General features: G+C 57.7%; 17 protein-coding genes and 1 tRNA gene. 16 read left to right on the top strand and 2 right to left on the bottom strand.

The genetic code is table 11. The features are described 5' to 3' along the window. Positions 1 to 267: EF-Tu C-terminal domain-related protein (locus tag GGE33_RS27030; protein WP_455423531.1), on the top strand; the 267-nt coding region annotated here is incomplete at its 5' end. Between the two features lie 138 nt (positions 268 to 405). Here GGE33_RS27030 and GGE33_RS27025 read toward each other — a convergent pair. Continuing rightward, positions 406 to 1,710 (bottom strand): capsule biosynthesis protein, encoded by a 1,305-nt coding sequence (locus GGE33_RS27025; protein WP_183830501.1) that lies wholly within the window; start codon positions 1,708 to 1,710, stop codon positions 406 to 408. A 255-nt stretch (positions 1,711 to 1,965) separates the two neighbouring features. Between GGE33_RS27025 and GGE33_RS27020 the strand changes: the two genes are divergently transcribed. The 11 genes from GGE33_RS27020 to GGE33_RS26970 all read left to right on the top strand — a co-directional run bounded on the left by GGE33_RS27020 (position 1,966) and on the right by GGE33_RS26970 (position 17,024). Continuing rightward, positions 1,966 to 3,258, top strand: a complete 1,293-nt coding sequence (locus GGE33_RS27020; RefSeq protein ID WP_343062704.1) for a capsule biosynthesis protein — start codon at positions 1,966 to 1,968, stop codon at positions 3,256 to 3,258. A gap of 114 nt (positions 3,259 to 3,372) precedes the next feature. Continuing rightward, positions 3,373 to 3,448, top strand: a tRNA-Trp gene (locus tag GGE33_RS27015). A gap of 189 nt (positions 3,449 to 3,637) precedes the next feature. Next, positions 3,638 to 3,838 carry a preprotein translocase subunit SecE gene (secE, locus tag GGE33_RS27010; protein ID WP_112459118.1) on the top strand — a complete coding sequence of 67 codons (201 nt, stop codon included), beginning with the start codon at positions 3,638 to 3,640 and terminating at the stop codon, positions 3,836 to 3,838. 15 nt (positions 3,839 to 3,853) lie between these two features. Then, a complete protein-coding gene (gene nusG, locus GGE33_RS27005) occupies positions 3,854 to 4,384 on the top strand; it encodes a transcription termination/antitermination protein NusG (protein ID WP_148148081.1) in 531 nt (176 codons plus the stop codon). A gap of 170 nt (positions 4,385 to 4,554) precedes the next feature. Next, positions 4,555 to 4,986: a 50S ribosomal protein L11 gene (gene rplK, locus GGE33_RS27000; RefSeq protein ID WP_112459116.1), complete on the top strand. Its 432-nt coding sequence runs from the start codon at positions 4,555 to 4,557 to the stop codon at positions 4,984 to 4,986. Position 4,987: 1 nt separating this feature from the next. Beyond that, the gene (rplA, locus tag GGE33_RS26995) at positions 4,988 to 5,686 is read left to right on the top strand and encodes a 50S ribosomal protein L1 (RefSeq protein ID WP_148148080.1); all 699 of its coding nucleotides are present in this window, start codon (positions 4,988 to 4,990) and stop codon (positions 5,684 to 5,686) included. 380 nt (positions 5,687 to 6,066) lie between these two features. Then, positions 6,067 to 6,585, top strand: coding sequence for a 50S ribosomal protein L10 (rplJ, locus tag GGE33_RS26990; RefSeq protein ID WP_148148079.1), 519 nt, complete (start codon positions 6,067 to 6,069; stop codon positions 6,583 to 6,585). Between the two features lie 57 nt (positions 6,586 to 6,642). Continuing rightward, positions 6,643 to 7,020 (top strand): 50S ribosomal protein L7/L12, encoded by a 378-nt coding sequence (rplL, locus tag GGE33_RS26985; protein WP_148148078.1) that lies wholly within the window; start codon positions 6,643 to 6,645, stop codon positions 7,018 to 7,020. A gap of 251 nt (positions 7,021 to 7,271) precedes the next feature. After that, complete coding sequence (gene rpoB, locus GGE33_RS26980) at positions 7,272 to 11,411, top strand: DNA-directed RNA polymerase subunit beta (protein WP_183830494.1); 4,140 nt, start codon at positions 7,272 to 7,274, stop codon at positions 11,409 to 11,411. Between the two features lie 180 nt (positions 11,412 to 11,591). Next, positions 11,592 to 15,800, top strand: a complete 4,209-nt coding sequence (rpoC, locus tag GGE33_RS26975; protein ID WP_183830490.1) for a DNA-directed RNA polymerase subunit beta' — start codon at positions 11,592 to 11,594, stop codon at positions 15,798 to 15,800. Between the two features lie 162 nt (positions 15,801 to 15,962). Beyond that, positions 15,963 to 17,024, top strand: a complete 1,062-nt coding sequence (locus GGE33_RS26970; RefSeq protein WP_183830487.1) for a cytochrome-c peroxidase — start codon at positions 15,963 to 15,965, stop codon at positions 17,022 to 17,024. Between the two features lie 104 nt (positions 17,025 to 17,128). On the opposite strand, the gene GGE33_RS26965 is transcribed toward GGE33_RS26970, so the two are convergent. Then, positions 17,129 to 17,419, bottom strand: coding sequence for a transcriptional regulator (locus GGE33_RS26965; RefSeq protein WP_148148074.1), 291 nt, complete (start codon positions 17,417 to 17,419; stop codon positions 17,129 to 17,131). Between the two features lie 483 nt (positions 17,420 to 17,902). Between GGE33_RS26965 and rpsL the strand changes: the two genes are divergently transcribed. From rpsL to GGE33_RS26945, 4 genes are all read left to right on the top strand, one after another. Then, positions 17,903 to 18,274 carry a 30S ribosomal protein S12 gene (gene rpsL / locus GGE33_RS26960; RefSeq protein WP_003547537.1) on the top strand — a complete coding sequence of 124 codons (372 nt, stop codon included), beginning with the start codon at positions 17,903 to 17,905 and terminating at the stop codon, positions 18,272 to 18,274. An 87-nt stretch (positions 18,275 to 18,361) separates the two neighbouring features. Beyond that, positions 18,362 to 18,832, top strand: a complete 471-nt coding sequence (rpsG, locus tag GGE33_RS26955; RefSeq protein WP_148148073.1) for a 30S ribosomal protein S7 — start codon at positions 18,362 to 18,364, stop codon at positions 18,830 to 18,832. 33 nt (positions 18,833 to 18,865) lie between these two features. Beyond that, a complete protein-coding gene (gene fusA / locus GGE33_RS26950; protein ID WP_148148072.1) occupies positions 18,866 to 20,965 on the top strand; it encodes an elongation factor G in 2,100 nt (699 codons plus the stop codon). A 93-nt stretch (positions 20,966 to 21,058) separates the two neighbouring features. Then, a partial coding sequence (locus GGE33_RS26945; protein WP_018010120.1) for a GTP-binding protein occupies positions 21,059 to 21,151 on the top strand: 93 nt, incomplete at its 3' end.

The following is a 21,151-nucleotide window of genomic DNA, read 5'->3' as shown; positions in this document are numbered from 1 at the left end:
GCTGAAGCCTACATCCTGACGAAGGAAGAAGGCGGCCGTCATACGCCGTTCTTCACCAACTACCGTCCGCAGTTCTACTTCCGCACGACGGACGTGACCGGTATCGTTTCTCTGCCGGAAGGCACGGAAATGGTTATGCCTGGCGACAACGTCACGGTTGCTGTTGAACTGATCGTTCCGATCGCGATGGAAGAAAAGCTGCGCTTCGCTATCCGCGAAGGCGGCCGTACCGTCGGCGCAGGCATCGTCGCCTCGATCATCGAGTAATCGATAATCACCTGAATTGAGAAAGGCCTCGCTGGAAACAGCGAGGCCTTTTTTTCGTTCGGTATTGTAGACGTTGAAAAGCGTTCATCCCGAAACGCGATATGTGCACGCCGGGCGCGGATAAAAGGTATTGAAAAGCTAGCGGGGCTGCTCCGGAAAAAGCTCTCGCTCGTAACGGAAAACGCCCCGGTCTCTCTGTTTGCGCAGGCTCTCCGGCAGCCTCTCGTCGGGCTCAAGCAGCCGCGAAGCGACATTGTCCGCTCCCGTGTTGAGCGCATCGCGCCCGATAAAGCCGCCGCGAACCTGCGTGGTGGCGGATAGCGCGCGCATGAAGGCGTCGAACAGATCCGGATCGGGCAGGGGTGGTCGCCTCCAGAAATCGGCCAGGGCTGCTTGAGATGTGAGACCGTCGACATCGTAGATCGCAGCGCCGAGCGCGATAACCGGACGGTTAAAAGCGAGTGCCGTGAGCCCCACTGTGGAGTTGACGGTGACGACGCCCGCCGATCGCTCGATCAGGCTGTCGGTATTCCCCCCATCGGCCACGAAGACCCGGTCACCTACATTCAGTCGCGAGGCAGCGTCGCCAATCCGTTGGGGCCAGCGTGAAAGACCGTTATCGATCGGGTGGACCTTGAACAGGAGCCGGGTTTCTTCGGGAGCATATCTGGCGAAAGACGCAATCACGGCCTCGACGATTGCAGATAAGTCACTGCCCGGTGAGTGCTTGATTATCTGGTAGTCACCGGGCAATTGCAGCGGAAACAGAAAGAAACGGGCGTCCGCACCAGTCGCCAGCCGGGTAGATGCTGCGATAGCCTGTTCAGCCTGTCTTCGTCTTTTACCGGCGAATAGTCCCTTCCAGATCCAGCCGCTATATTCGATGACGGGGTGGGCCGCGCCATGGGTTCTGTAGTGGCGGTGGAGGAGGGGGCCGACCAGCACATTGGGAACATGATAGGCGAGATCGTAAAGCGCGTAGGTCAGGAAGCTTGATCGGAACAGGCCGCCGCGCGCCACGGGCGGCACGCCGTCGGCTAGAACCCTGATCGCCTCCGGTTCCTGCGGAAAACGCGAATGAGCCGACATGCCGTCCGGCTCGACCGTCAACCAGTCCGGCCGCAGATAGCCATGCTCGACAATATGTATCCTGACGCCCAGAGCCTGGCCGATTTCAGCGGCAGCCGCGTGATAATCACGGCCGTCACCGAGCATGACGATGTCTGTCACTGAGTGGTGATGTGTGAATGCCTCAAGATAATCGGGCCACTCGCTCTTTTCTCCGCGAAAGAAGGCGCCTCTTTTCGGCCACCAGAAAACCATATCGCCTAGGCAGAAATTGATGCGCAAAACGCGCGCGCCCTTAGCTTCCAGCCTGTCCGCGACAAGTCGGAAAAACGGCGAGGCGGGGCCTTGAAGGAAAAGAAAGGTGCGGTTCTTCATGTCACAGTGCTTACGCGAAATTAACGGGCTGAAACCGTATTTGCATTGACGGCGGTATGGGTTTGGTGAGAATTCCAGCAACCTAACGACGAATAGCTGAATCTCACTGCTTTGTGTGGCCGATTTCTCGGTACCTCGAAGTTTAGAAGGCATTGATCGCGTATGACCAAAGTTCTTTTTCTGCAAGGTCCTCCGTCGGTTTTCTGGCGCGAGCTCTCCCAAGGGTTCGAAGCCAGGGGCGTGGAGACGAGGAGAGTGAACTTCTCCTTCGGTGATCAGGTCTACTGGTTCAAGCGCGGAGCGATCAACTACCGCGGAACTTTGAAGGCATGGCCGCGCTATCTTGCAGCGCTTCTGAAGCGGGAAGGCATCACCGACATTCTTTATTATGCGGATCGGTTGCCATATCACCGGCTTGCCGCGCGTGTCGCGCGGCGCCTTGGTGTGCGCTGTCACGCCGTGGAATTCGGTTATCTCCGACCTGACTGGATCACGCTTGAGCGTGACGGCATGGGGCGTTTCTCTCATTTTCCGAACGATCCGGACCGTATTCGCCAGATCGCCGCGAAGGTGGCCGATCCGGATTTGAAGAACCGCTATCCGCATACATTCGGGCAGGAGGCGACCAACGAGGTAATCTATAATCTGGTCGCCTATTTCGGCCGGATGATGTTTCCCTTTTATCGCTCCGACAAATATTACGACCCGTTGTTCGACTACCTATCCTGGCTGCCGCGCATGTTCCGCGAGAGGCACGATTTGCCGGAGGGGTATTTCGACGACAAGCTGAAGCGCAACTATCTGCTCGCGCTCCAGCTCCAGAGCGATTACCAGATCAGGGCGAATTCGCCCTATAGGCATATTTCGCAGATGCTGGATCAGGTCATGCAGTCGTTTGCGCGCCACGCGCCCGAAAACGGCCGGCTGATCATCAAGCAGCATCCGCTCGATAATGATCTTGAGAACTGGCGCAAGGTCGTTGCTGAACTTGCCGCCAAATATCGGATCGAAAATCGTGTCGCCTTTATCGAGAAAGGCAATCTTGCGGAAATCCTGCGCGAGTGCCACGGTTCCATCGTGGTCAATTCCACGACAGGTCTTCACAGTCTGCGGGCAGACGTCCCTACCATCGTCCTGGGTGCTGCTGTCTTCGATATACCCGGACTGACGCATCAGGGTGGACTGGATGTATTCTGGCGGCATCCCGAGCGAATCGACCGAAGCCTTCTGGCTTGCTTCATCAAGGCGCTGGCCGGTGCGATCCAGATAAAGGGTAATTTCTATCATTCCGAAGGTCGCAAGCTCGGTATTTCGACAATCGTCGATCGAGTGATAGGGCAACTCGTGAATGAGCCGGATGCCTATGTCGCGCAGCCGCCTCGTTTGGCGTGGAAGCGCCTGCCGCTTACCAATGAGCGCAAGGGGGTGACTGCTGTTTTGCCGGGGGCGATGGATATTGCCGGCAGCGATATTCTCGGCGGCGCCGAGCCCGCTTTCGCGACGGTTCGTGCTGTAGATGCCGGCGATCGGCGCGGCGATGCATATTGAACATGTCGGAAACGAAAAAACATACTTGCCAAGTGGGGCAACGCACCGTAAAGGGAGCGCCTAGCTTAAAGACGACGCGGAATCGAATGTGATTTTTGAAGTCGGATAGGGCGAAGGGGTATAGCTCAGTTGGTAGAGCGGCGGTCTCCAAAACCGCAGGTCGTCGGTTCAAGCCCGGCTGCCCCTGCCACTCAATAAAGCTCGTTAGGCTGGGTGATTGATCCGCCGGAGCTGTGCCGAGTGGATCGGCGAAATTTAATCGAACATTGTTTTTCCTCTTGTGCAAAGGGGAGGCGGTGTTTATGTAGGGAAAAACAGACACGCGGTGCGTGGGGCTGAGCGAGTTCGGCTTTACGTGCCGTAATTGCGTGGAAAATCGATGGCATCCAAAACCAATCCGGTCACGTTCTTTAAGCAAGTTCGTTCCGAAGGCCTGAAAATCACTTGGCCGTCCCGCCGCGAGACTGCGATCTCCACGGCTATGGTTCTGGTTATGGTTGTCTTTGCTGCCCTGTTTTTCTTCGCGGCGGATCAGTTGATGGGCTGGCTTTTGCGCCTGATCCTGAACGTCAGCGTTTAAAACTGGAGAGTGAAGATGGCGGCACGCTGGTATATCGTCCACGCATATTCGAACTTCGAGAAGAAGGTCGCAGACGACATCGAGAACAAGGCTCGCCAGAAGGGGCTTGAGCATCTGTTCGAAAGGATTCTCGTTCCGACTGAAAAGGTGACGGAAGTGCGTCGCGGCCGCAAGGTCGACAGCGAGCGCAAGTTCTTCCCGGGTTACGTGCTCGTTCGTGCAAACCTGACGGATGAGGCCTATCACCTGATCAAGAATACGCCCAAGGTTACGGGCTTCCTCGGTTCCGACAATAAGCCGGTTCCGATCCCGGATTTCGAAGCCGAGCGTATCCTCGGTCAGGTCCAGGAAGGCGTAGAGCGTCCGAAGTCCTCGATCTCGTTCGAGATTGGCGAGCAGGTTCGCGTTTCGGATGGTCCTTTCGCATCGTTCAACGGTGTCGTTCAGGATGTCGACGAGGAGCGTGCGCGCCTCAAGGTCGAAGTATCGATCTTCGGTCGCGCAACCCCGGTCGAGCTGGAATACGCTCAGGTCGAGAAGGTCTGATTTCAAGTTGGGGCCCGCATGTCGGGCCTCGCGCGGTGAAAGCCGCGAACCGCGTGGAAGGTGAGAAGTCTTAGCCGGGCTCCAATGATCCGAACCACGCAACCGCAGCCGCCGGAGAAATCCGGCAAGTTGGGTCGGGAAACCGCCCCGTTAGTGAAAGGCAGAGAGATATGGCTAAGAAAGTAGCAGGCCAGCTCAAGCTTCAGGTCAAGGCAGGATCGGCAAACCCGTCCCCGCCGATCGGCCCGGCGCTTGGTCAGCGTGGCATCAACATCATGGAATTCTGCAAGGCGTTCAATGCCGCCACGCAGGAAATGGAAAAAGGTATGCCGATCCCGGTCGTCATCACCTATTACCAGGACAAGTCCTTCACCTTCGTCATGAAGCAGCCGCCGGTTTCTTACTGGCTGAAGAAGGAAGCGAAGATCACCTCCGGTTCCAAGACGCCTGGTAAGGGCGGCAAGGCCGGTACTCTCACCAAGGCTCAGATCAAGTCGATCGCCGAAGCCAAGATGAAGGATCTCAACGCTGCCGATATCGAAGGCGCAATGGCCATGATCGAGGGTTCTGCCCGCGCCATGGGTCTGGAAGTGGTGGCTTAATATGGCAAAGCTTGCAAAGCGTATTCAGAAGATCCGCGAAGGCGTTGATCCGACCAAGCTCGTAGCCCTTTCCGACGCCATTTCGATGGTCAAGGAACGCGCAACCGCCAAGTTCGACGAGACCGTTGAAATCGCAATGAACCTCGGCGTTGACCCGCGTCATGCCGACCAGATGGTTCGTGGCGTTGTCAACCTGCCGAACGGCACTGGCCGCGACGTTCGCGTTGCCGTCTTCGCACGTGGCGCCAAGGCTGATGAAGCCAAGGCTGCAGGCGCAGACATCGTCGGCGCAGAAGACCTGCTGGAAATCGTCCAGGGCGGCAAGATCGACTTCGATCGTTGCATTGCAACCCCGGACATGATGCCGCTCGTCGGTCGCCTCGGTAAGGTTCTCGGCCCGCGTGGCATGATGCCGAACCCGAAGGTTGGTACGGTTACGATGGACGTCACGGGTGCCGTCAAGGCTTCCAAGGGTGGCGCTGTTGAATTCCGCGTCGAAAAGGCCGGTATCGTTCACGCTGGCATCGGCAAGGCTTCCTTCGACGCCAAGGCGCTCGAAGAAAACATCAAGGCCTTCGCTGACGCCGTCATCAAGGCAAAGCCGGCTGGCGCCAAGGGTAACTACGTCAAGCGCGTAGCGATCTCCTCGACCATGGGTCCAGGCGTCAAGATCGACCCGTCGTCGGTTACTGCTGCTTAATGACTGAATTTCCGAAGCTCAGAGTTTTCTCTGGGCTTCGGTCGCATGAATTCCCAACCCTGAAGGGCCAATCCTGAGGGGGAGGGGATTTCCGGAGAAATCCGGAATTCCTGTCCGAGATTGCGGGTGGCTGAAATCCTTGTTGATGATGCCTTAATCGAATGACCTGCATGAGACGGGTAAGAACCCAGAATTTGGAAGTGCGTATAGCGCTTCAATATTCGGTTCGAGCCTAGTGTGCCTTGTGCCTGAAGCCTTTGGTTTCAGTGCGGGGGGACAGGATCCTCAACCGCCGCTTACGGTCTCTCCGGAGATCGTCTGAGGCAAAGGCAACCCGGTGGGACTTGCAGGATTGCGGTCCTACCAACTGGAGACAGACAGTGGAAAGAGCGGAAAAGCGCGAATTTGTCACGGAGCTGAACGAAGTCTTCAAGGCTTCTGGTTCGGTTGTCGTGGCCCACTATGCTGGTGTCACAGTCGCACAGATGAACGATTTTCGTTCGAAGATGCGCGCTGCTGGCGGCACCGTCAAAGTCGCGAAGAACCGTCTGGCCAAGATCGCTCTTCAGGGCACGGAATCCGAATCGATGTCTGACCTGTTCAAGGGTCAGACGCTCATCGCTTACAGCGATGATCCGATTACGGCTCCGAAGGTCGTCATGGATTTCGCCAAGACCAACGACAAGATCGTTGTTCTCGGTGGTGCCATGGGCGCGACCTCGCTGAATGCGGATGCAGTCAAGTCGCTTGCGACCCTGCCTTCGCTGGACGAACTGCGTGCAAAGCTGGTGGGTATGATTCAGACCCCGGCAACCCGCATCGCAGGCGTCGTACAGGCACCGGCAAGTCAGCTTGCTCGCGTGTTTGCAGCCTATGCCAAGAAGGACGAAGCCGCGTAAGGCGGAACTTCGCTGTTTATTTAAAACCAGTTCGAACCGAACAGAAGGAACTACAAAATGGCTGATCTCGCAAAGATCGTTGAAGACCTCTCGGCCCTGACCGTCCTGGAAGCTGCTGAGCTTTCCAAGCTTCTCGAAGAAAAGTGGGGCGTTTCCGCTGCTGCTCCGGTAGCAGTTGCTGCTGCTGGCGGCGCTGGCGCACCGGCTGCTGCTGAAGAAGAAAAGACCGAGTTCGACGTTATCCTGGTTGACGCTGGCGCCAACAAGATCAACGTCATCAAGGAAGTCCGCGCCATCACCGGTCTCGGCCTCAAGGAAGCCAAGGACCTGGTCGAAGGCGCTCCGAAGGCTGTCAAGGAAGCTGTTTCCAAGGCTGAAGCCGCTGACCTCAAGAAGAAGCTTGAAGAAGCCGGCGCTAAGGTCGACGTCAAGTAATACTGGAATGTGGCGGGGGAGAGCCTATCTCTCTCCCGTCCGTTTCTTTTCGAACTTATTACCCAGGATCCGTATGAAAACGGGTCCTGGGTAATGGGTTCTCAAGAGGATGGTCCCCACCGAAGTGCTAGGCAATCCGGCTTAGGGTTTCGGCAAGCGGGACGAGATTGAGAAACCATGTTCGATGGTATATCGGTTGGCCTCCGATAGCCGTCCGTTGCAGGCCCGGATGCAATTTTGAAGGAGCGACGATGGCTCAGCAGACCCTTTCGTTTAATGGTCGCAGGCGCGTACGCAAGTTTTTTGGTAAGATCCCCGAAGTCACGGAAATGCCGAACCTCATCGAGGTTCAGAAGGCATCCTATGACCAATTCCTGATGGTAGAAGAGCCCAAGGGCGGCCGTCCGGACGAAGGCCTGAATGCGGTCTTCAAGTCCGTCTTCCCGATCACGGATTTCTCCGGCGCTTCGATGCTCGAGTTCGTTTCCTACGAATTCGACCCGCCGAAGTTCGACGTCGAGGAATGCCGTCAGCGCGACCTGACCTACGCAGCTCCCCTGAAGGTGACGCTGCGCCTCATCGTATTCGATATTGACGAGGATACGGGCGCGAAGTCCATCAAGGACATCAAGGAACAGTCTGTCTACATGGGCGACATGCCGCTCATGACGGATAACGGTACGTTCATCGTCAACGGCACCGAACGCGTTATCGTGTCCCAGATGCACCGTTCGCCGGGCGTCTTCTTCGACCACGACAAGGGCAAGAGCCATTCTTCCGGCAAGCTGCTCTTCGCGGCTCGCGTCATCCCGTATCGCGGTTCCTGGCTCGATATCGAATTCGACGCCAAGGACATCGTTTTTGCCCGTATCGACCGTCGCCGCAAGATCCCGGTATCTTCGCTGCTGATGGCACTCGGCATGGACGGCGAAGAAATCCTGTCGACCTTCTACACGAAGTCGAACTATGAGCGTTCCGGCGACGGCTGGCGCATTCCGTTCCAGGCCGAGACGCTCAAGGGCGCCAAGGCTCTGTCGGAAATGGTCGACGCCGATACTGGCGAAGTCGTCGTTGAAGCCGGCAAGAAGCTGACCCCGCGTCTGCTCCGTCAGCTGACCGAAAAGGGCCTCAAGGCCTTGAAGGCCACCGACGAAGACCTTTACGGCAACTACCTCGCTGAAGACATCGTCAACTACTCGACCGGTGAGATCTATCTCGAAGCCGGCGACGAAATCGACGAGAAGACTCTGCCGATCATCCTCGAAGCTGGCTTCGACGAGATCCCGGTTCTCGGCATCGATCACATCAATATCGGCGCCTACATCCGCAACACGCTTGCGGCTGACAAGAACGAGAACCGTCAGGACGCTCTGTTCGACATCTACCGCGTCATGCGTCCGGGTGAGCCGCCGACCATGGAATCCGCGGAAGCCATGTTCAACTCGCTGTTCTTCGACGCAGAGCGCTACGACCTCTCGGCCGTTGGTCGCGTCAAGATGAACATGCGTCTCGACCTGCAGGTCGAAGATACCGTTCGCGTTTTGCGCAGGGACGACATCCTGGCCGTGGTCAAGATGCTGGTCGAGTTGCGTGACGGCAAGGGCGAAATCGACGACATCGACAACCTCGGCAACCGCCGTGTTCGTTCGGTCGGCGAGCTGATGGAAAACCAGTACCGTCTCGGCCTGCTCCGTATGGAGCGCGCGATCAAGGAACGCATGTCGTCGATCGAGATCGACACCGTCATGCCGCAGGACCTGATCAACGCCAAGCCGGCTGCTGCTGCCGTTCGCGAATTCTTCGGCTCCTCGCAGCTGTCGCAGTTCATGGACCAGGTGAACCCGCTTTCGGAAATCACCCACAAGCGCCGTCTTTCGGCTCTTGGACCGGGTGGTCTGACCCGTGAGCGCGCAGGCTTCGAAGTCCGCGACGTTCATCCGACCCACTACGGCCGTATTTGCCCGATCGAAACGCCGGAAGGCCCGAACATCGGTCTGATCAACTCGCTGGCAACCTTCGCCCGCGTCAACAAGTACGGCTTCATTGAATCGCCGTACCGCAAGATCGTTGACGGCGTCGTCACCAAGGACGTGATCTACCTCTCCGCCATGGAAGAGGCCAAGTATTACGTGGCTCAGGCCAATTCCGAGCTGACGGCTGAAGGCGCTTTCGTTGAAGAGTTCGTGGTTTGCCGTCATGCCGGCGAAGTCATGCTGTCTCCGCGCGACACCATCAACCTGATGGACGTTTCGCCGAAGCAGCTGGTTTCGGTTGCTGCCGCTCTGATCCCATTCCTCGAAAACGACGACGCCAACCGCGCCCTCATGGGCTCGAACATGCAGCGTCAGGCCGTTCCGCTGGTTCGCGCCGAAGCTCCGTTCGTCGGCACCGGCATGGAACCGGTCGTTGCCCGTGACTCCGGTGCGGCGATCGCTGCCCGTCGTGGCGGCGTGGTCGACCAGGTCGATGCGACGCGTATCGTTATCCGCGCTACGGAAGATCTCGATGCCGGCAAGTCCGGTGTTGACATTTACCGCCTGCAGAAGTTCCAGCGCTCCAACCAGAACACCTGCGTCAACCAGCGTCCGCTGGTCGCCGTCGGCGACGTTCTGAACCGCGGTGACATCATCGCTGACGGTCCGTCCACGGATCTCGGTGACTTGGCACTCGGCCGCAACGCGCTCGTCGCGTTCATGCCTTGGAACGGCTACAACTACGAAGACTCGATCCTGATGTCGGAACGCATCGTCGCTGACGACGTGTTCACCTCCATCCACATCGAAGAATTCGAAGTTGCTGCCCGCGACACGAAGCTTGGTCCGGAAGAAATCACGCGTGACATTCCGAACGTTTCGGAAGAAGCGCTGAAGAATCTCGACGAAGCCGGTATCGTCTACATCGGTGCGGAAGTTGCTCCTGGCGACATCCTCGTCGGCAAGATCACGCCGAAGGGCGAAAGCCCGATGACGCCGGAAGAAAAGCTTCTGCGCGCCATCTTCGGTGAAAAGGCTTCCGACGTCCGCGACACGTCCATGCGCATGCCTCCGGGCACGTTCGGCACGATCGTCGAAGTTCGCGTCTTCAATCGTCACGGCGTCGAGAAGGACGAACGTGCGATGGCGATCGAGCGTGAGGAAATCGAACGCCTCGCCAAGGACCGCGACGACGAACAGGCGATCCTCGACCGTAACGTCTACAGCCGTCTGGTCGACATGCTGCGTGGACAGATGTCGGTTGCCGGTCCGAAGGGCTTCAAGAAGGGCGTCGAACTTTCCAACGCCGTCGTCTCCGAATACCCCCGCTCGCAGTGGTGGATGTTCGCAGTCGAAGACGAGAAGGTTCAGGGCGAGATCGAAGCTCTGCGCGGCCAGTACGATGAGTCCAAGTCGCTGCTCGAGCATCGCTTCATGGACAAGGTTGAAAAGGTCCAGCGCGGCGACGAAATGCCTCCGGGCGTCATGAAGATGGTCAAGGTCTTCGTCGCTGTGAAGCGCAAGATCCAGCCGGGCGACAAGATGGCCGGCCGTCACGGTAACAAGGGCGTTGTCTCGCGTATCGTGCCTGTCGAAGACATGCCGTTCCTCGAAGACGGAACGCACGTCGACATCTGCTTGAACCCGCTCGGTGTTCCGTCGCGTATGAACGTCGGTCAGATCCTCGAAACCCACCTTGCCTGGGCTTGCGCCGGCATGGGTAAGAAGATCGGCGAGATGCTCGACGAGTATCGCAAGACCATGGACATCAGCAACCTGAAGACTGTCCTGACGGACGTGTACTCCAGTGAGGCGAAGGACGAAGTGGCACACTTCGACGACGACGCGCTCGTCAAGCTTGCCGAACAGTCCCGCAAGGGCGTCTCCATAGCAACACCGGTCTTCGACGGTGCGCATGAGCCGGACGTTGCTGCGATGCTGAAGAAGGCAGGCCTGCACGAAAGCGGTCAGTCGGTTCTGTACGATGGTCGTACCGGCGAGCCCTTCGACCGTAAGGTCACCGTCGGCTACATGTACATGATCAAGCTGAACCACCTCGTGGACGACAAGATCCACGCGCGTTCGATCGGCCCGTACTCGCTCGTCACCCAGCAGCCGCTCGGTGGTAAGGCGCAGTTCGGCGGCCAGCGCTTCGGGGAAATGGAAGTCTGGGCTCTGGAAGCCTATGGCGCAGCCTACACCCTGCAGGAAATGCTGACCGTGAAGTCGGACGACGTGGCCGGCCGTACCAAGGTCTACGAGGCGATCGTCCGTGGCGACGACACGTTCGAGGCGGGCATTCCGGAGAGCTTCAACGTTCTCGTCAAGGAAATGCGCTCGCTCGGTCTGTCGGTCGAGCTGGAAAACTCGAAGGTCGAGTTGCCAGCCGAAGGTCAGCTGCCGGACGCAGCCGAATAATCGTCAAGGAGGCGCGCGCTGTCTGCGCGCGCCGCTCCCTGCACCGGTTCCCGCCGGGTGTCGGGGAAAGTTTTGCCGCATTTTGCGGCTAGCACCGTACTGACGTGACAGACCATCCATCGCGGGAAACAGGATGGTACCGTCGCAAGCCGAGGGCTCTTTGCCCCAAAGGAGATAGGCATGAACCAAGAGGTCATGAACCTTTTCAATCCGCAGATGCCTGCGCAGCACTTTGACTCGATCCGTATTTCGATCGCGTCGCCCGAGAAGATTCTCTCCTGGTCCTATGGCGAAATCAAAAAGCCGGAGACCATCAACTACCGTACGTTCAAGCCGGAACGTGACGGTCTTTTCTGCGCGCGTATCTTCGGTCCCATCAAGGACTACGAATGCCTGTGCGGCAAGTACAAGCGCATGAAGTACAAGGGCATCATCTGCGAAAAGTGCGGCGTCGAAGTTACGCTGTCGCGCGTTCGCCGTGAGCGCATGGGCCATATCGAGCTCGCCGCTCCGGTCGCCCATATCTGGTTCCTGAAGTCGCTTCCTTCGCGCATCTCGACCCTGCTCGACATGACGCTGAAGGATGTCGAGCGCGTTCTCTATTTCGAGAACTACATCGTCACCGAGCCGGGCCTGACCGCTCTCAAGGAGAACCAGCTTCTCTCCGAAGAAGAGTACATGCTCGCCATCGACGAATATGGTGAAGACCAGTTCACGGCGATGATCGGTGCGGAAGCCATCTACGAGATGCTCGCTTCGATGAACCTCGAAAAGATCGCCGGCGACCTGCGTGCGGAACTTGCTGAAACGACTTCTGAACTGAAGCAGAAGAAGTTCATGAAGCGCCTGAAGATCGTCGAGAACTTCATCGAATCCGGCAACCGCCCGGAATGGATGATCATGAAGGTCGTTCCGGTCATCCCGCCGGACCTGCGTCCGCTGGTTCCGCTTGATGGCGGCCGTTTCGCGACGTCCGACCTCAACGATCTGTACCGCCGCGTCATCAACCGTAACAACCGTCTGAAGCGCCTGATCGAACTGCGCGCTCCGGGCATCATCATCCGTAACGAAAAGCGCATGCTGCAGGAATCTGTAGACGCGCTGTTCGACAACGGCCGCCGTGGCCGCGTCATCACCGGCGCCAACAAGCGTCCGCTGAAGTCGCTGTCCGACATGCTCAAGGGCAAGCAGGGCCGCTTCCGTCAGAACCTTCTCGGCAAGCGCGTCGACTATTCCGGTCGTTCGGTCATCGTGACTGGTCCGGAACTGAAGCTGCACCAGTGCGGCCTGCCGAAGAAGATGGCGCTCGAACTGTTCAAGCCGTTCATCTACGCCCGTCTTGACGCCAAGGGCTTCTCGTCCACCGTCAAGCAGGCCAAGAAGCTGGTCGAAAAGGAAAAGCCGGAAGTCTGGGATATCCTCGACGAGGTTATCCGCGAGCATCCGGTTCTCTTGAACCGCGCACCGACGCTGCACCGCCTGGGCATCCAGGCCTTCGAACCGACCCTGGTCGAAGGCAAGGCCATCCAGCTGCATCCGCTCGTCTGCACGGCCTTCAACGCCGACTTCGACGGTGACCAGATGGCCGTTCACGTGCCGCTGTCGCTCGAAGCTCAGCTCGAAGCCCGCGTCCTGATGATGTCGACGAACAATATCCTGCATCCGGCAAACGGTGCACCGATCATCGTTCCGTCGCAGGACATGGTTCTCGGCCTGTATTACCTGTCGATCATGAACGAGCGCGAGCCGGGCGAAGGCATGGCCTTTTCCGACATGGGCGAACTGCACCATGCGCTGGAAAACAAGGTCGTCACGCTGCATTCGAAGATCAAGGGTCGTTTCAAGACCATGGATGCCGACGGCAAGTTGGTTTCCAAGATCTATGACACGACGCCTGGCCGTCTGATCATTGGCGAGCTTCTGCCGAAGAACGTCAACGTGCCGTTCGAGACCTGCAACCAGGAAATGACCAAGAAGAACATCTCCAAGATGATCGACACGGTCTACCGTCATTGCGGTCAGAAGGACACGGTCATATTCTGCGACCGGATCATGCAGCTCGGCTTTACTCATGCTTGCCGCGCCGGCATTTCGTTCGGCAAGGACGACATGATCATCCCGGATTCCAAGGAGAAGATCGTCGGTGATACCGAGGCTCTCGTTAAGGAATACGAGCAGCAGTACAATGACGGCCTGATCACTCAGGGCGAAAAGTACAACAAGGTCGTCGACGCCTGGGGCAAGGCAACCGAAAAGGTCGCCGAAGACATGATGGCCCGCATTAAGGCTGTCGAATTCGACGCCGAGACCGGTCGCCAGAAGCCGATGAACGCGATCTACATGATGTCCCACTCGGGTGCCCGTGGTTCTCCGAACCAGATGCGCCAGCTGGGCGGCATGCGCGGCCTGATGGCGAAGCCGTCGGGTGAAATCATCGAGACCCCGATCATCTCGAACTTTAAGGAAGGCCTGACCGTTAACGAGTACTTCAACTCGACCCACGGTGCCCGTAAGGGTCTGGCAGACACCGCCTTGAAGACGGCAAACTCCGGTTACCTGACCCGTCGTCTCGTCGACGTTGCCCAGGACTGCATCGTCAACCTCGTGGATTGCGGCACTGAAAACGGCCTCACCATGACTGCCATCGTCGATGCTGGTCAGGTTGTTGCTTCGATCGGCGCTCGCGTTCTCGGACGTACGGCTCTCGACAACATCGATCACCCGGTCACGGGCGATCGTATCGTCGACGCCGGCAGGATGATCCTCGAGCCGGATGTCATCGAAATCGAGAAGGCTGGCATCCAGTCGATCCGCATTCGCTCCGCACTGACCTGCGAAGTTCAGACGGGCGTCTGCTCGGTCTGCTACGGCCGTGACCTTGCTCGCGGTACGCCGGTCAACATGGGCGAAGCAGTCGGCGTTATCGCTGCTCAGTCTATCGGCGAGCCGGGCACGCAGCTGACCATGCGTACGTTCCACCTTGGTGGTACGGCAAACGTGGTCGACCAGTCGTTCCTGGAAGCATCGTATGAAGGTACGATCCTGATCAAGAACCGCAACATGCTGCGGAACTCGGAAAACGTTCTCGTCGCCATGGGCCGTAACATGGCCATCACCATTCTCGACGAACGTGGTGTCGAGCGTTCCTCGCAGCGCGTCGCTTACGGTTCTAAGATCCATGTTGATGACGGCGACAAGGTTCGTCGCGGTCAGCGTCTGGCAGAGTGGGATCCGTATACACGCCCGATGATGACGGAAGTCGCCGGTACGGTTCAGTTCGAGGATGTCGTCGACGGCATCTCGGTTCTGGAATCGACCGACGAATCTACCGGCATCACCAAGCGTCAGGTTATCGACTGGCGTTCGACGCCGCGCGGTGCGGATCTCAAGCCGGCAATCGTCATCAAGGACGCTTCCGGTGCGATCATGAAGCTGTCGCGTGGTGGTGAGGCCCGTTTCAACCTGTCGGTTGAAGCAATCCTCTCCGTCGAACCGGGCCAGAAGATCGCCCAGGGCGACGTGCTTGCACGTATCCCGATGGAAAGCGCCAAGACCAAGGACATCACCGGTGGTCTGCCGCGCGTCGCAGAACTGTTCGAAGCACGTCGTCCGAAGGACCACGCTATCATCGCTGAAATCGATGGTACGATCCGCCTCGGCCGCGACTACAAGAACAAGCGTCGCGTCATGATCGAGCCGGCCGAAGATGGTGTCGAACCGGTCGAATACCTGATCCCGAAGGGCAAGCCCTTCCATCTTCAGGATGGCGACTACATCGAAAAGGGTGACTACATCCTCGACGGCAATCCTGCGCCGCACGACATTCTGGCGATCAAGGGCGTGGAAGCACTCGCTTCCTACCTCGTGAACGAAATCCAGGAAGTCTACCGTCTGCAGGGCGTTGTCATCAACGACAAGCACATCGAAGTCATCGTCCGTCAGATGCTTCAGAAGGTCGAAATCACCGATGCCGGCGACAGCCAGTACATCGTCGGTGATAATGTCGACCGCATCGAGCTTGAAGATGCCAACGACGCGCTGATCGAAGAAGGCAAGAAGCCTGCCTATGGCGAGCCGGTTCTGCTCGGCATCACCAAGGCATCGCTGCAGACGCCGTCCTTCATCTCGGCTGCATCCTTCCAGGAAACCACCAAGGTTCTCACAGAAGCTGCAATCGCCGGCAAGATCGACACGCTGCAGGGCCTGAAGGAAAACGTCATCGTCGGCCGCCTGATCCCGGCTGGTACAGGTGGTACCATGACCCAGATCCGTCGTATCGCAACCACGCGCGACGACTTGATCCTAGACGAGCGTAAGAAGGGCACTGGTGCAGACTCGGCAACGCCGATGCTGCAGAACCTGAACCCGGAGAAAACGCCTGCCGAATAAGGCAGGCGAGGGGGATTTCCTCCCGTTTTCGCGACGCATTCAAAAACGCCCGGAGCAATCCGGGCGTTTTTATTTTGACTAATTCTAAAGTGTTGATCGAAGACAAGGCATCAATTTGGAGCCGTTCTAAGCTTCTCGCATTCGATGATGATGGAGGCTCGAATGAAAAAGCTAATGACGTCCGTCGCTGCCTGTCTGCTTCTGGCAACGACCGCTTATGCTGCCGATCTCAATCCTGCGGAACTGAGGCAACAGGCGCAGGAACTGTTCAAGCCATTGCCTTCGACTGTTCCGGCGGTGAAGGGCAACAAGATCACGGCGGAAAAGATCGCGCTCGGCAAGGCGCTCTTCTTTGACCCGCGCATGTCTGCATCCGGCGTCTTTTCCTGCAATTCCTGCCATAATCTGGCGACCGGCGGCGACGACAATCTCGAAACTTCGATCGGTCACGGTTGGCAGAAGGGACCGCGTAACTCTCCTACGGTCTTCAACGCGGTCTTTAATATCGCCCAGTTCTGGGACGGACGGGCGGAAGATCTCAAGGCTCAGGCAAAAGGCCCGGTTCAGGCGGGTGTCGAAATGGCCAATACGCCCGGCCAGGTGGTCGCAACCCTGAAATCCATGCCGCGATATGTAGAGTGGTTCAAGGCGGCATTCCCCGGCGATGCGGATCCGGTGACATTCGATAATTTCGCCATGGCGATCGAAGCCTTCGAGGCTACGCTGATAACACCGGCACCGTTCGATTCATTCCTCAATGGTGATGATGATGCATTGACCGCAGAGGCAAGGCAGGGCCTGCAGCTTTTCATGGACAAGGGCTGCGCATCCTGCCATGCGGGCATCAATGTGGGCGGGGAGGGCTATTATCCGTTTGGTCTGATCGAGAAGCCAGGCGCCGATGTTCTTCCTGAAAATGACAAAGGTCGCTTTGCGGTGACAAATACGGCTGACGACAGTTACGTCTTCCGCGCCGCGCCACTTCGTAACATTGCGCTTACCGCGCCTTATTTCCATTCCGGCAAGGTCTGGGGTCTAAAGCAGGCTGTGGCAATCATGGGTACGGCGCAGTTAGGTGAAAAGCTGGAAGGCAACGACGTCGATCTGATCGTCGCGTTTCTGGAAAGCCTGACGGGTAGGGCGCCAGATGTGACCTACCCGGTTCTACCTGCAGAAACGGCAACAACGCCTAAGCCGGCCAGTCAGATAATACCGGTCAAGTAGGCTGGGGAGACGAGAAACTTTCCCGCATGGGGCAAAGGCCGTGCCGAAACAGGAGCGGCCTTTATCCCAGGAGGTCGGACATCTGCTGTGGGGTGATAGTGCCCTTAGTCGAAACGGATGATCGCGACTTCGCCCTCCAGGGCGCCTTGATAGGCCGAAGCATGTGGTTCTTCCGGCGGTTCGTCCTGGAGCACGCCGATCTGATCGAGATCTGCTTCCAGAAAACCTTCCTCAGAAAGGGCATTCAACGCGTCTCTCACAGCGGTATCGTCATCGGGCGCACGCAGCATGATGTGGAGTTCGATACCTTCGCCCCCCTTCGTCTCATAGGCTTTGCCAATGATGATGAAGATCATCGGGTCGTCGGTATTGTCGTTGTCTGCGGGTGAAATCATGATATTCTCCTGAATGGGCCTTCATAAGGGAAGATCGTCCCGTCTGAAAAGTTCCCGGTTTCAATAGACGTCTCGACTGCGATTCCCAAACACAATCGCGACTCGGTTCCAATATCGATATGCCGACTGCTGCCGCGCTGATGAAAACCCCGCAAAACCGGCGCCTGAACCATTATTTTGGGGCCGACCCTTGACGCAGAAGGGTTAAGACAGTAAACGCCCGGCATCGGAAGCCATGTGAGACTCGTGCGTCCGGGATTAATCTATTCCGGAACTCGTCTCAAACAGGCTCCTAAAACGCACGTAGACTATATGAATGCTGCACGCACGACGCATGAATAATGCGTCCTCTGTCTTCCGTGGTCCATCCGAAAACGGGATCGGGCCACGTTTGTGTATGAGGAAAGTGCGTGTTGCCGCCGGAAACGGCATCTCGATGGTCCCGAAAGGGGCTTTGAAGAAGATTTTGCAAGGGATGGGTATATGCCTACCGTAAACCAGCTGATCCGTAAGCCGCGTCAGGCCAACGTAAAGCGCAATAAGGTTCCTGCTCTGCAGGAAAACCCGCAGAAGCGCGGCGTTTGCACGCGCGTCTACACCACGACCCCGAAGAAGCCGAACTCGGCTCTGCGTAAGGTCGCCAAGATTCGCCTCACCAATGGCTTCGAAGTCATCGGCTACATTCCGGGTGAAGGTCACAACCTGCAGGAACACTCTGTCGTCATGATCCGTGGCGGCCGCGTAAAGGACTTGCCGGGCGTTCGTTACCACATCATCCGCGGCGTTCTCGATACCCAGGGTGTCAAGAACCGTAAGCAGCGTCGTTCGAAGTACGGTGCAAAGCGTCCGAAGTAATCCTTCGGACTTTGACTTTATCAATCCGGCGCTGCGCGAGGTTCTCCGCGTGATAAAGCGCCCGTAACGTTTAGAGACGAGATTAGTATGTCCAGACGCCATCGTGCAGAAAAGCGTGAGATCAACCCGGACCCGAAGTTCGGCGATCTGATCGTCACCAAGTTCATGAATGCCATCATGCTCCACGGCAAGAAGTCCGTAGCTGAAAGCATTGTTTACGGCGCATTTGACGCTGTGCAGGGCAAGGCCAAGTCTGACCCGCTTGCAATCTTCCATTCGGCGCTCGACAATGTCGCGCCGCATGTTGAAGTTCGCTCGCGTCGTGTTGGTGGTGCTACTTACCAGGTTCCGGTTGACGTGCGTCCGGAACGCCGCCAGGCCCTCGCAATTCGCTGGCTGATCACTGCAGCCCGCAAGCGCAACGAAACTACCATGATCGATCGTCTGTCGGGCGAACTCATGGATGCCGCAAACAACCGTGGCTCGGCCGTCAAGAAGCGTGAAGACACGCATAAGATGGCAGACGCGAACCGCGCATTCTCGCACTATCGCTGGTAATCTTAACCGATCGAATTTCGAAAGGCAGTCATTATGGCTCGCGAATATAAAATCGAAGACTACCGCAACTTCGGTATCATGGCGCATATCGACGCCGGCAAGACCACGACCACCGAGCGTATCCTTTACTACACCGGTAAGTCGCACAAGATCGGCGAAGTCCATGACGGCGCTGCCACCATGGACTGGATGGAGCAGGAGCAGGAGCGTGGCATCACGATCACGTCCGCTGCCACCACGACCTTCTGGAAGGGCCGTGACGGCAAGATGCGCCGCTTCAACATCATCGACACCCCCGGCCACGTCGACTTCACCATCGAAGTCGAACGTTCGCTGCGCGTTCTCGACGGTGCTGTTGCCCTTCTCGATGCCAACGCCGGCGTAGAGCCGCAGACGGAAACCGTCTGGCGTCAGGCTGAGAAGTACAACGTTCCGCGCATGATCTTCTGCAACAAGATGGACAAGACCGGCGCGGACTTCTACCGCTCGGTTGAAATGATCAAGACGCGTCTTGGCGCCACCGCAGTTGTCATGCAGCTCCCGATCGGTGCAGAAACCGAATTCAAGGGCGTTGTCGACCTGATCGAGATGAACGCGCTCGTATGGCGCGATGAGTCCCTGGGCGCTGCCTGGGACGTTGTCGAGATCCCGGAAGACCTGAAGGAAAAGGCTGCCGAATATCGCGAAAAGCTGATCGAGACCGTTGTCGAGATCGACGAAGAAGCGATGGAAGCATACCTGAACGGCGATCTGCCGGACAACGACAAGATTCGCGCCCTGGTTCGCCGCGGCACGATCGACGTCAAGTTCCACCCGATGTTCTGCGGTACCGCGTTCAAGAACAAGGGCGTTCAGCCGCTTCTCGACGCAGTCGTCGATTATCTGCCGTCGCCGGTCGATATTCCGGCCATCAAGGGCATCGACTTCAAGACCGAAGAAGAAATCGAACGTCATGCTGACGATGCCGAGCCTCTCTCGATGCTCGCGTTCAAGATCATGAACGACCCCTTCGTCGGTTCGCTGACCTTCGCACGCATCTATTCCGGCAAGCTCGAAAAGGGTTCGTCGGTCATCAACACGGTCAAGGACAAGCGCGAGCGCGTCGGCCGTATGCTGCAGATGCACTCGAACTCCCGTGAAGACATCGAAGAAGCCTTTGCAGGCGACATCGTTGCTCTGGCCGGCCTTAAGGAAACCACTACTGGCGATACGCTCTGCGATCCGCTGAAGCCGGTTATCCTCGAGCGCATGGAATTCCCGGAACCGGTCATCCAGATCGCGATCGAGCCGAAGTCCAAGGGCGACCAGGAAAAGATGGGCCTCGCGCTCAACCGCCTGGCTGCTGAAGACCCGTCGTTCCGCGTTAAGACCGACCAGGAATCCGGCCAGACGATCATCGCCGGCATGGGCGAACTTCACCTCGACATTCTCGTCGACCGTATGCGTCGCGAGTTCAAGGTTGAAGCCAACGTCGGTGCTCCGCAGGTTGCCTACCGCGAAACCATCACGCGTCAGCACGAAGAAGACTACACGCACAAGAAGCAGTCCGGTGGTACCGGTCAGTTCGCGCGCGTCAAGATCATCTTCGAACCGAATCCGGAAGGCGAAGAGTTCAAGTTCGAATCCAAGATCGTCGGTGGTGCTGTTCCGAAGGAATACATCCCGGGCGTTCAGAAGGGTATCGAAAGCGTTCTCTCTTCCGGTCCGCTGGCTGGCTTCCCGATGCTCGGCGTCAAGGCTACCCTCATCGATGGTGCCTTCCACGACGTCGACTCCTCGGTCCTCGCCTTCGAAATCGCATCGCGTGCCTGCTTCCGTGAAGCAGCCAAGAAGGCCGGCGCTCAGCTGCTCGAGCCGATGATGAAGGTCGAAGTTGTAACGCCGGAAGATTACGTCGGTGACGTTATCGGCGATCTGAACTCGCGTCGTGGCCAGATCCAGGGCCAGGAACAGCGCGGCATCGCGATCGTTATCAACGCTCACGTTCCGCTGGCGAACATGTTCAAGTACGTCGACAACCTGCGCTCCATGTCCCAGGGCCGCGCGCAGTACTCGATGACCTTCGATCACTACGCACCGGTTCCGTCGAACGTCGCAACCGAAATCCAGGCGAAGTATTCCGGTCAGAAGTAATCGGAATACCCACACTGAATACGCCCCGGTCTCGAACCGGGGCGACAACAAGAATTTAGCCCTCAAGGGCTTGTACAAGATGGAGAGCCTGCAATGGCAAAGAGCAAGTTTGAGCGCAATAAGCCTCACGTCAACATCGGCACGATCGGTCACGTTGACCACGGCAAGACGTCTTTGACGGCTGCG

It is taken from the genome of Aliirhizobium cellulosilyticum (assembly GCF_014198105.1).
Taxonomy (GTDB): Bacteria; Pseudomonadota; Alphaproteobacteria; order Rhizobiales; family Rhizobiaceae; genus Neorhizobium; species Neorhizobium cellulosilyticum.
Note: the sequence above shows the minus strand (reverse complement) of the source record. Positions and strands in the feature narration are given on the sequence as shown.

Excerpts from the sequence above, each read along its gene's own strand:
- GGE33_RS27025 (WP_183830501.1), bottom strand. The coding sequence starts at position 1,710 with ATGAAGAACCGCACCTTTCTTTTCCTTCAAGGCCCCGCCTCGCCGTTT.
- secE (WP_112459118.1), top strand. The coding sequence starts at position 3,638 with ATGGCATCCAAAACCAATCCGGTCACGTTCTTTAAGCAAGTTCGTTCC.
- nusG (WP_148148081.1), top strand. The coding sequence starts at position 3,854 with ATGGCGGCACGCTGGTATATCGTCCACGCATATTCGAACTTCGAGAAG.
- rplK (WP_112459116.1), top strand. The coding sequence starts at position 4,555 with ATGGCTAAGAAAGTAGCAGGCCAGCTCAAGCTTCAGGTCAAGGCAGGA.
- rplA (WP_148148080.1), top strand. The coding sequence starts at position 4,988 with ATGGCAAAGCTTGCAAAGCGTATTCAGAAGATCCGCGAAGGCGTTGAT.
- rplL (WP_148148078.1), top strand. The coding sequence starts at position 6,643 with ATGGCTGATCTCGCAAAGATCGTTGAAGACCTCTCGGCCCTGACCGTC.
- rpoB (WP_183830494.1), top strand. The coding sequence starts at position 7,272 with ATGGCTCAGCAGACCCTTTCGTTTAATGGTCGCAGGCGCGTACGCAAG.
- rpoC (WP_183830490.1), top strand. The coding sequence starts at position 11,592 with ATGAACCAAGAGGTCATGAACCTTTTCAATCCGCAGATGCCTGCGCAG.
- GGE33_RS26970 (WP_183830487.1), top strand. The coding sequence starts at position 15,963 with ATGAAAAAGCTAATGACGTCCGTCGCTGCCTGTCTGCTTCTGGCAACG.
- GGE33_RS26965 (WP_148148074.1), bottom strand. The coding sequence starts at position 17,419 with ATGATTTCACCCGCAGACAACGACAATACCGACGACCCGATGATCTTC.
- rpsL (WP_003547537.1), top strand. The coding sequence starts at position 17,903 with ATGCCTACCGTAAACCAGCTGATCCGTAAGCCGCGTCAGGCCAACGTA.
- rpsG (WP_148148073.1), top strand. The coding sequence starts at position 18,362 with ATGTCCAGACGCCATCGTGCAGAAAAGCGTGAGATCAACCCGGACCCG.
- fusA (WP_148148072.1), top strand. The coding sequence starts at position 18,866 with ATGGCTCGCGAATATAAAATCGAAGACTACCGCAACTTCGGTATCATG.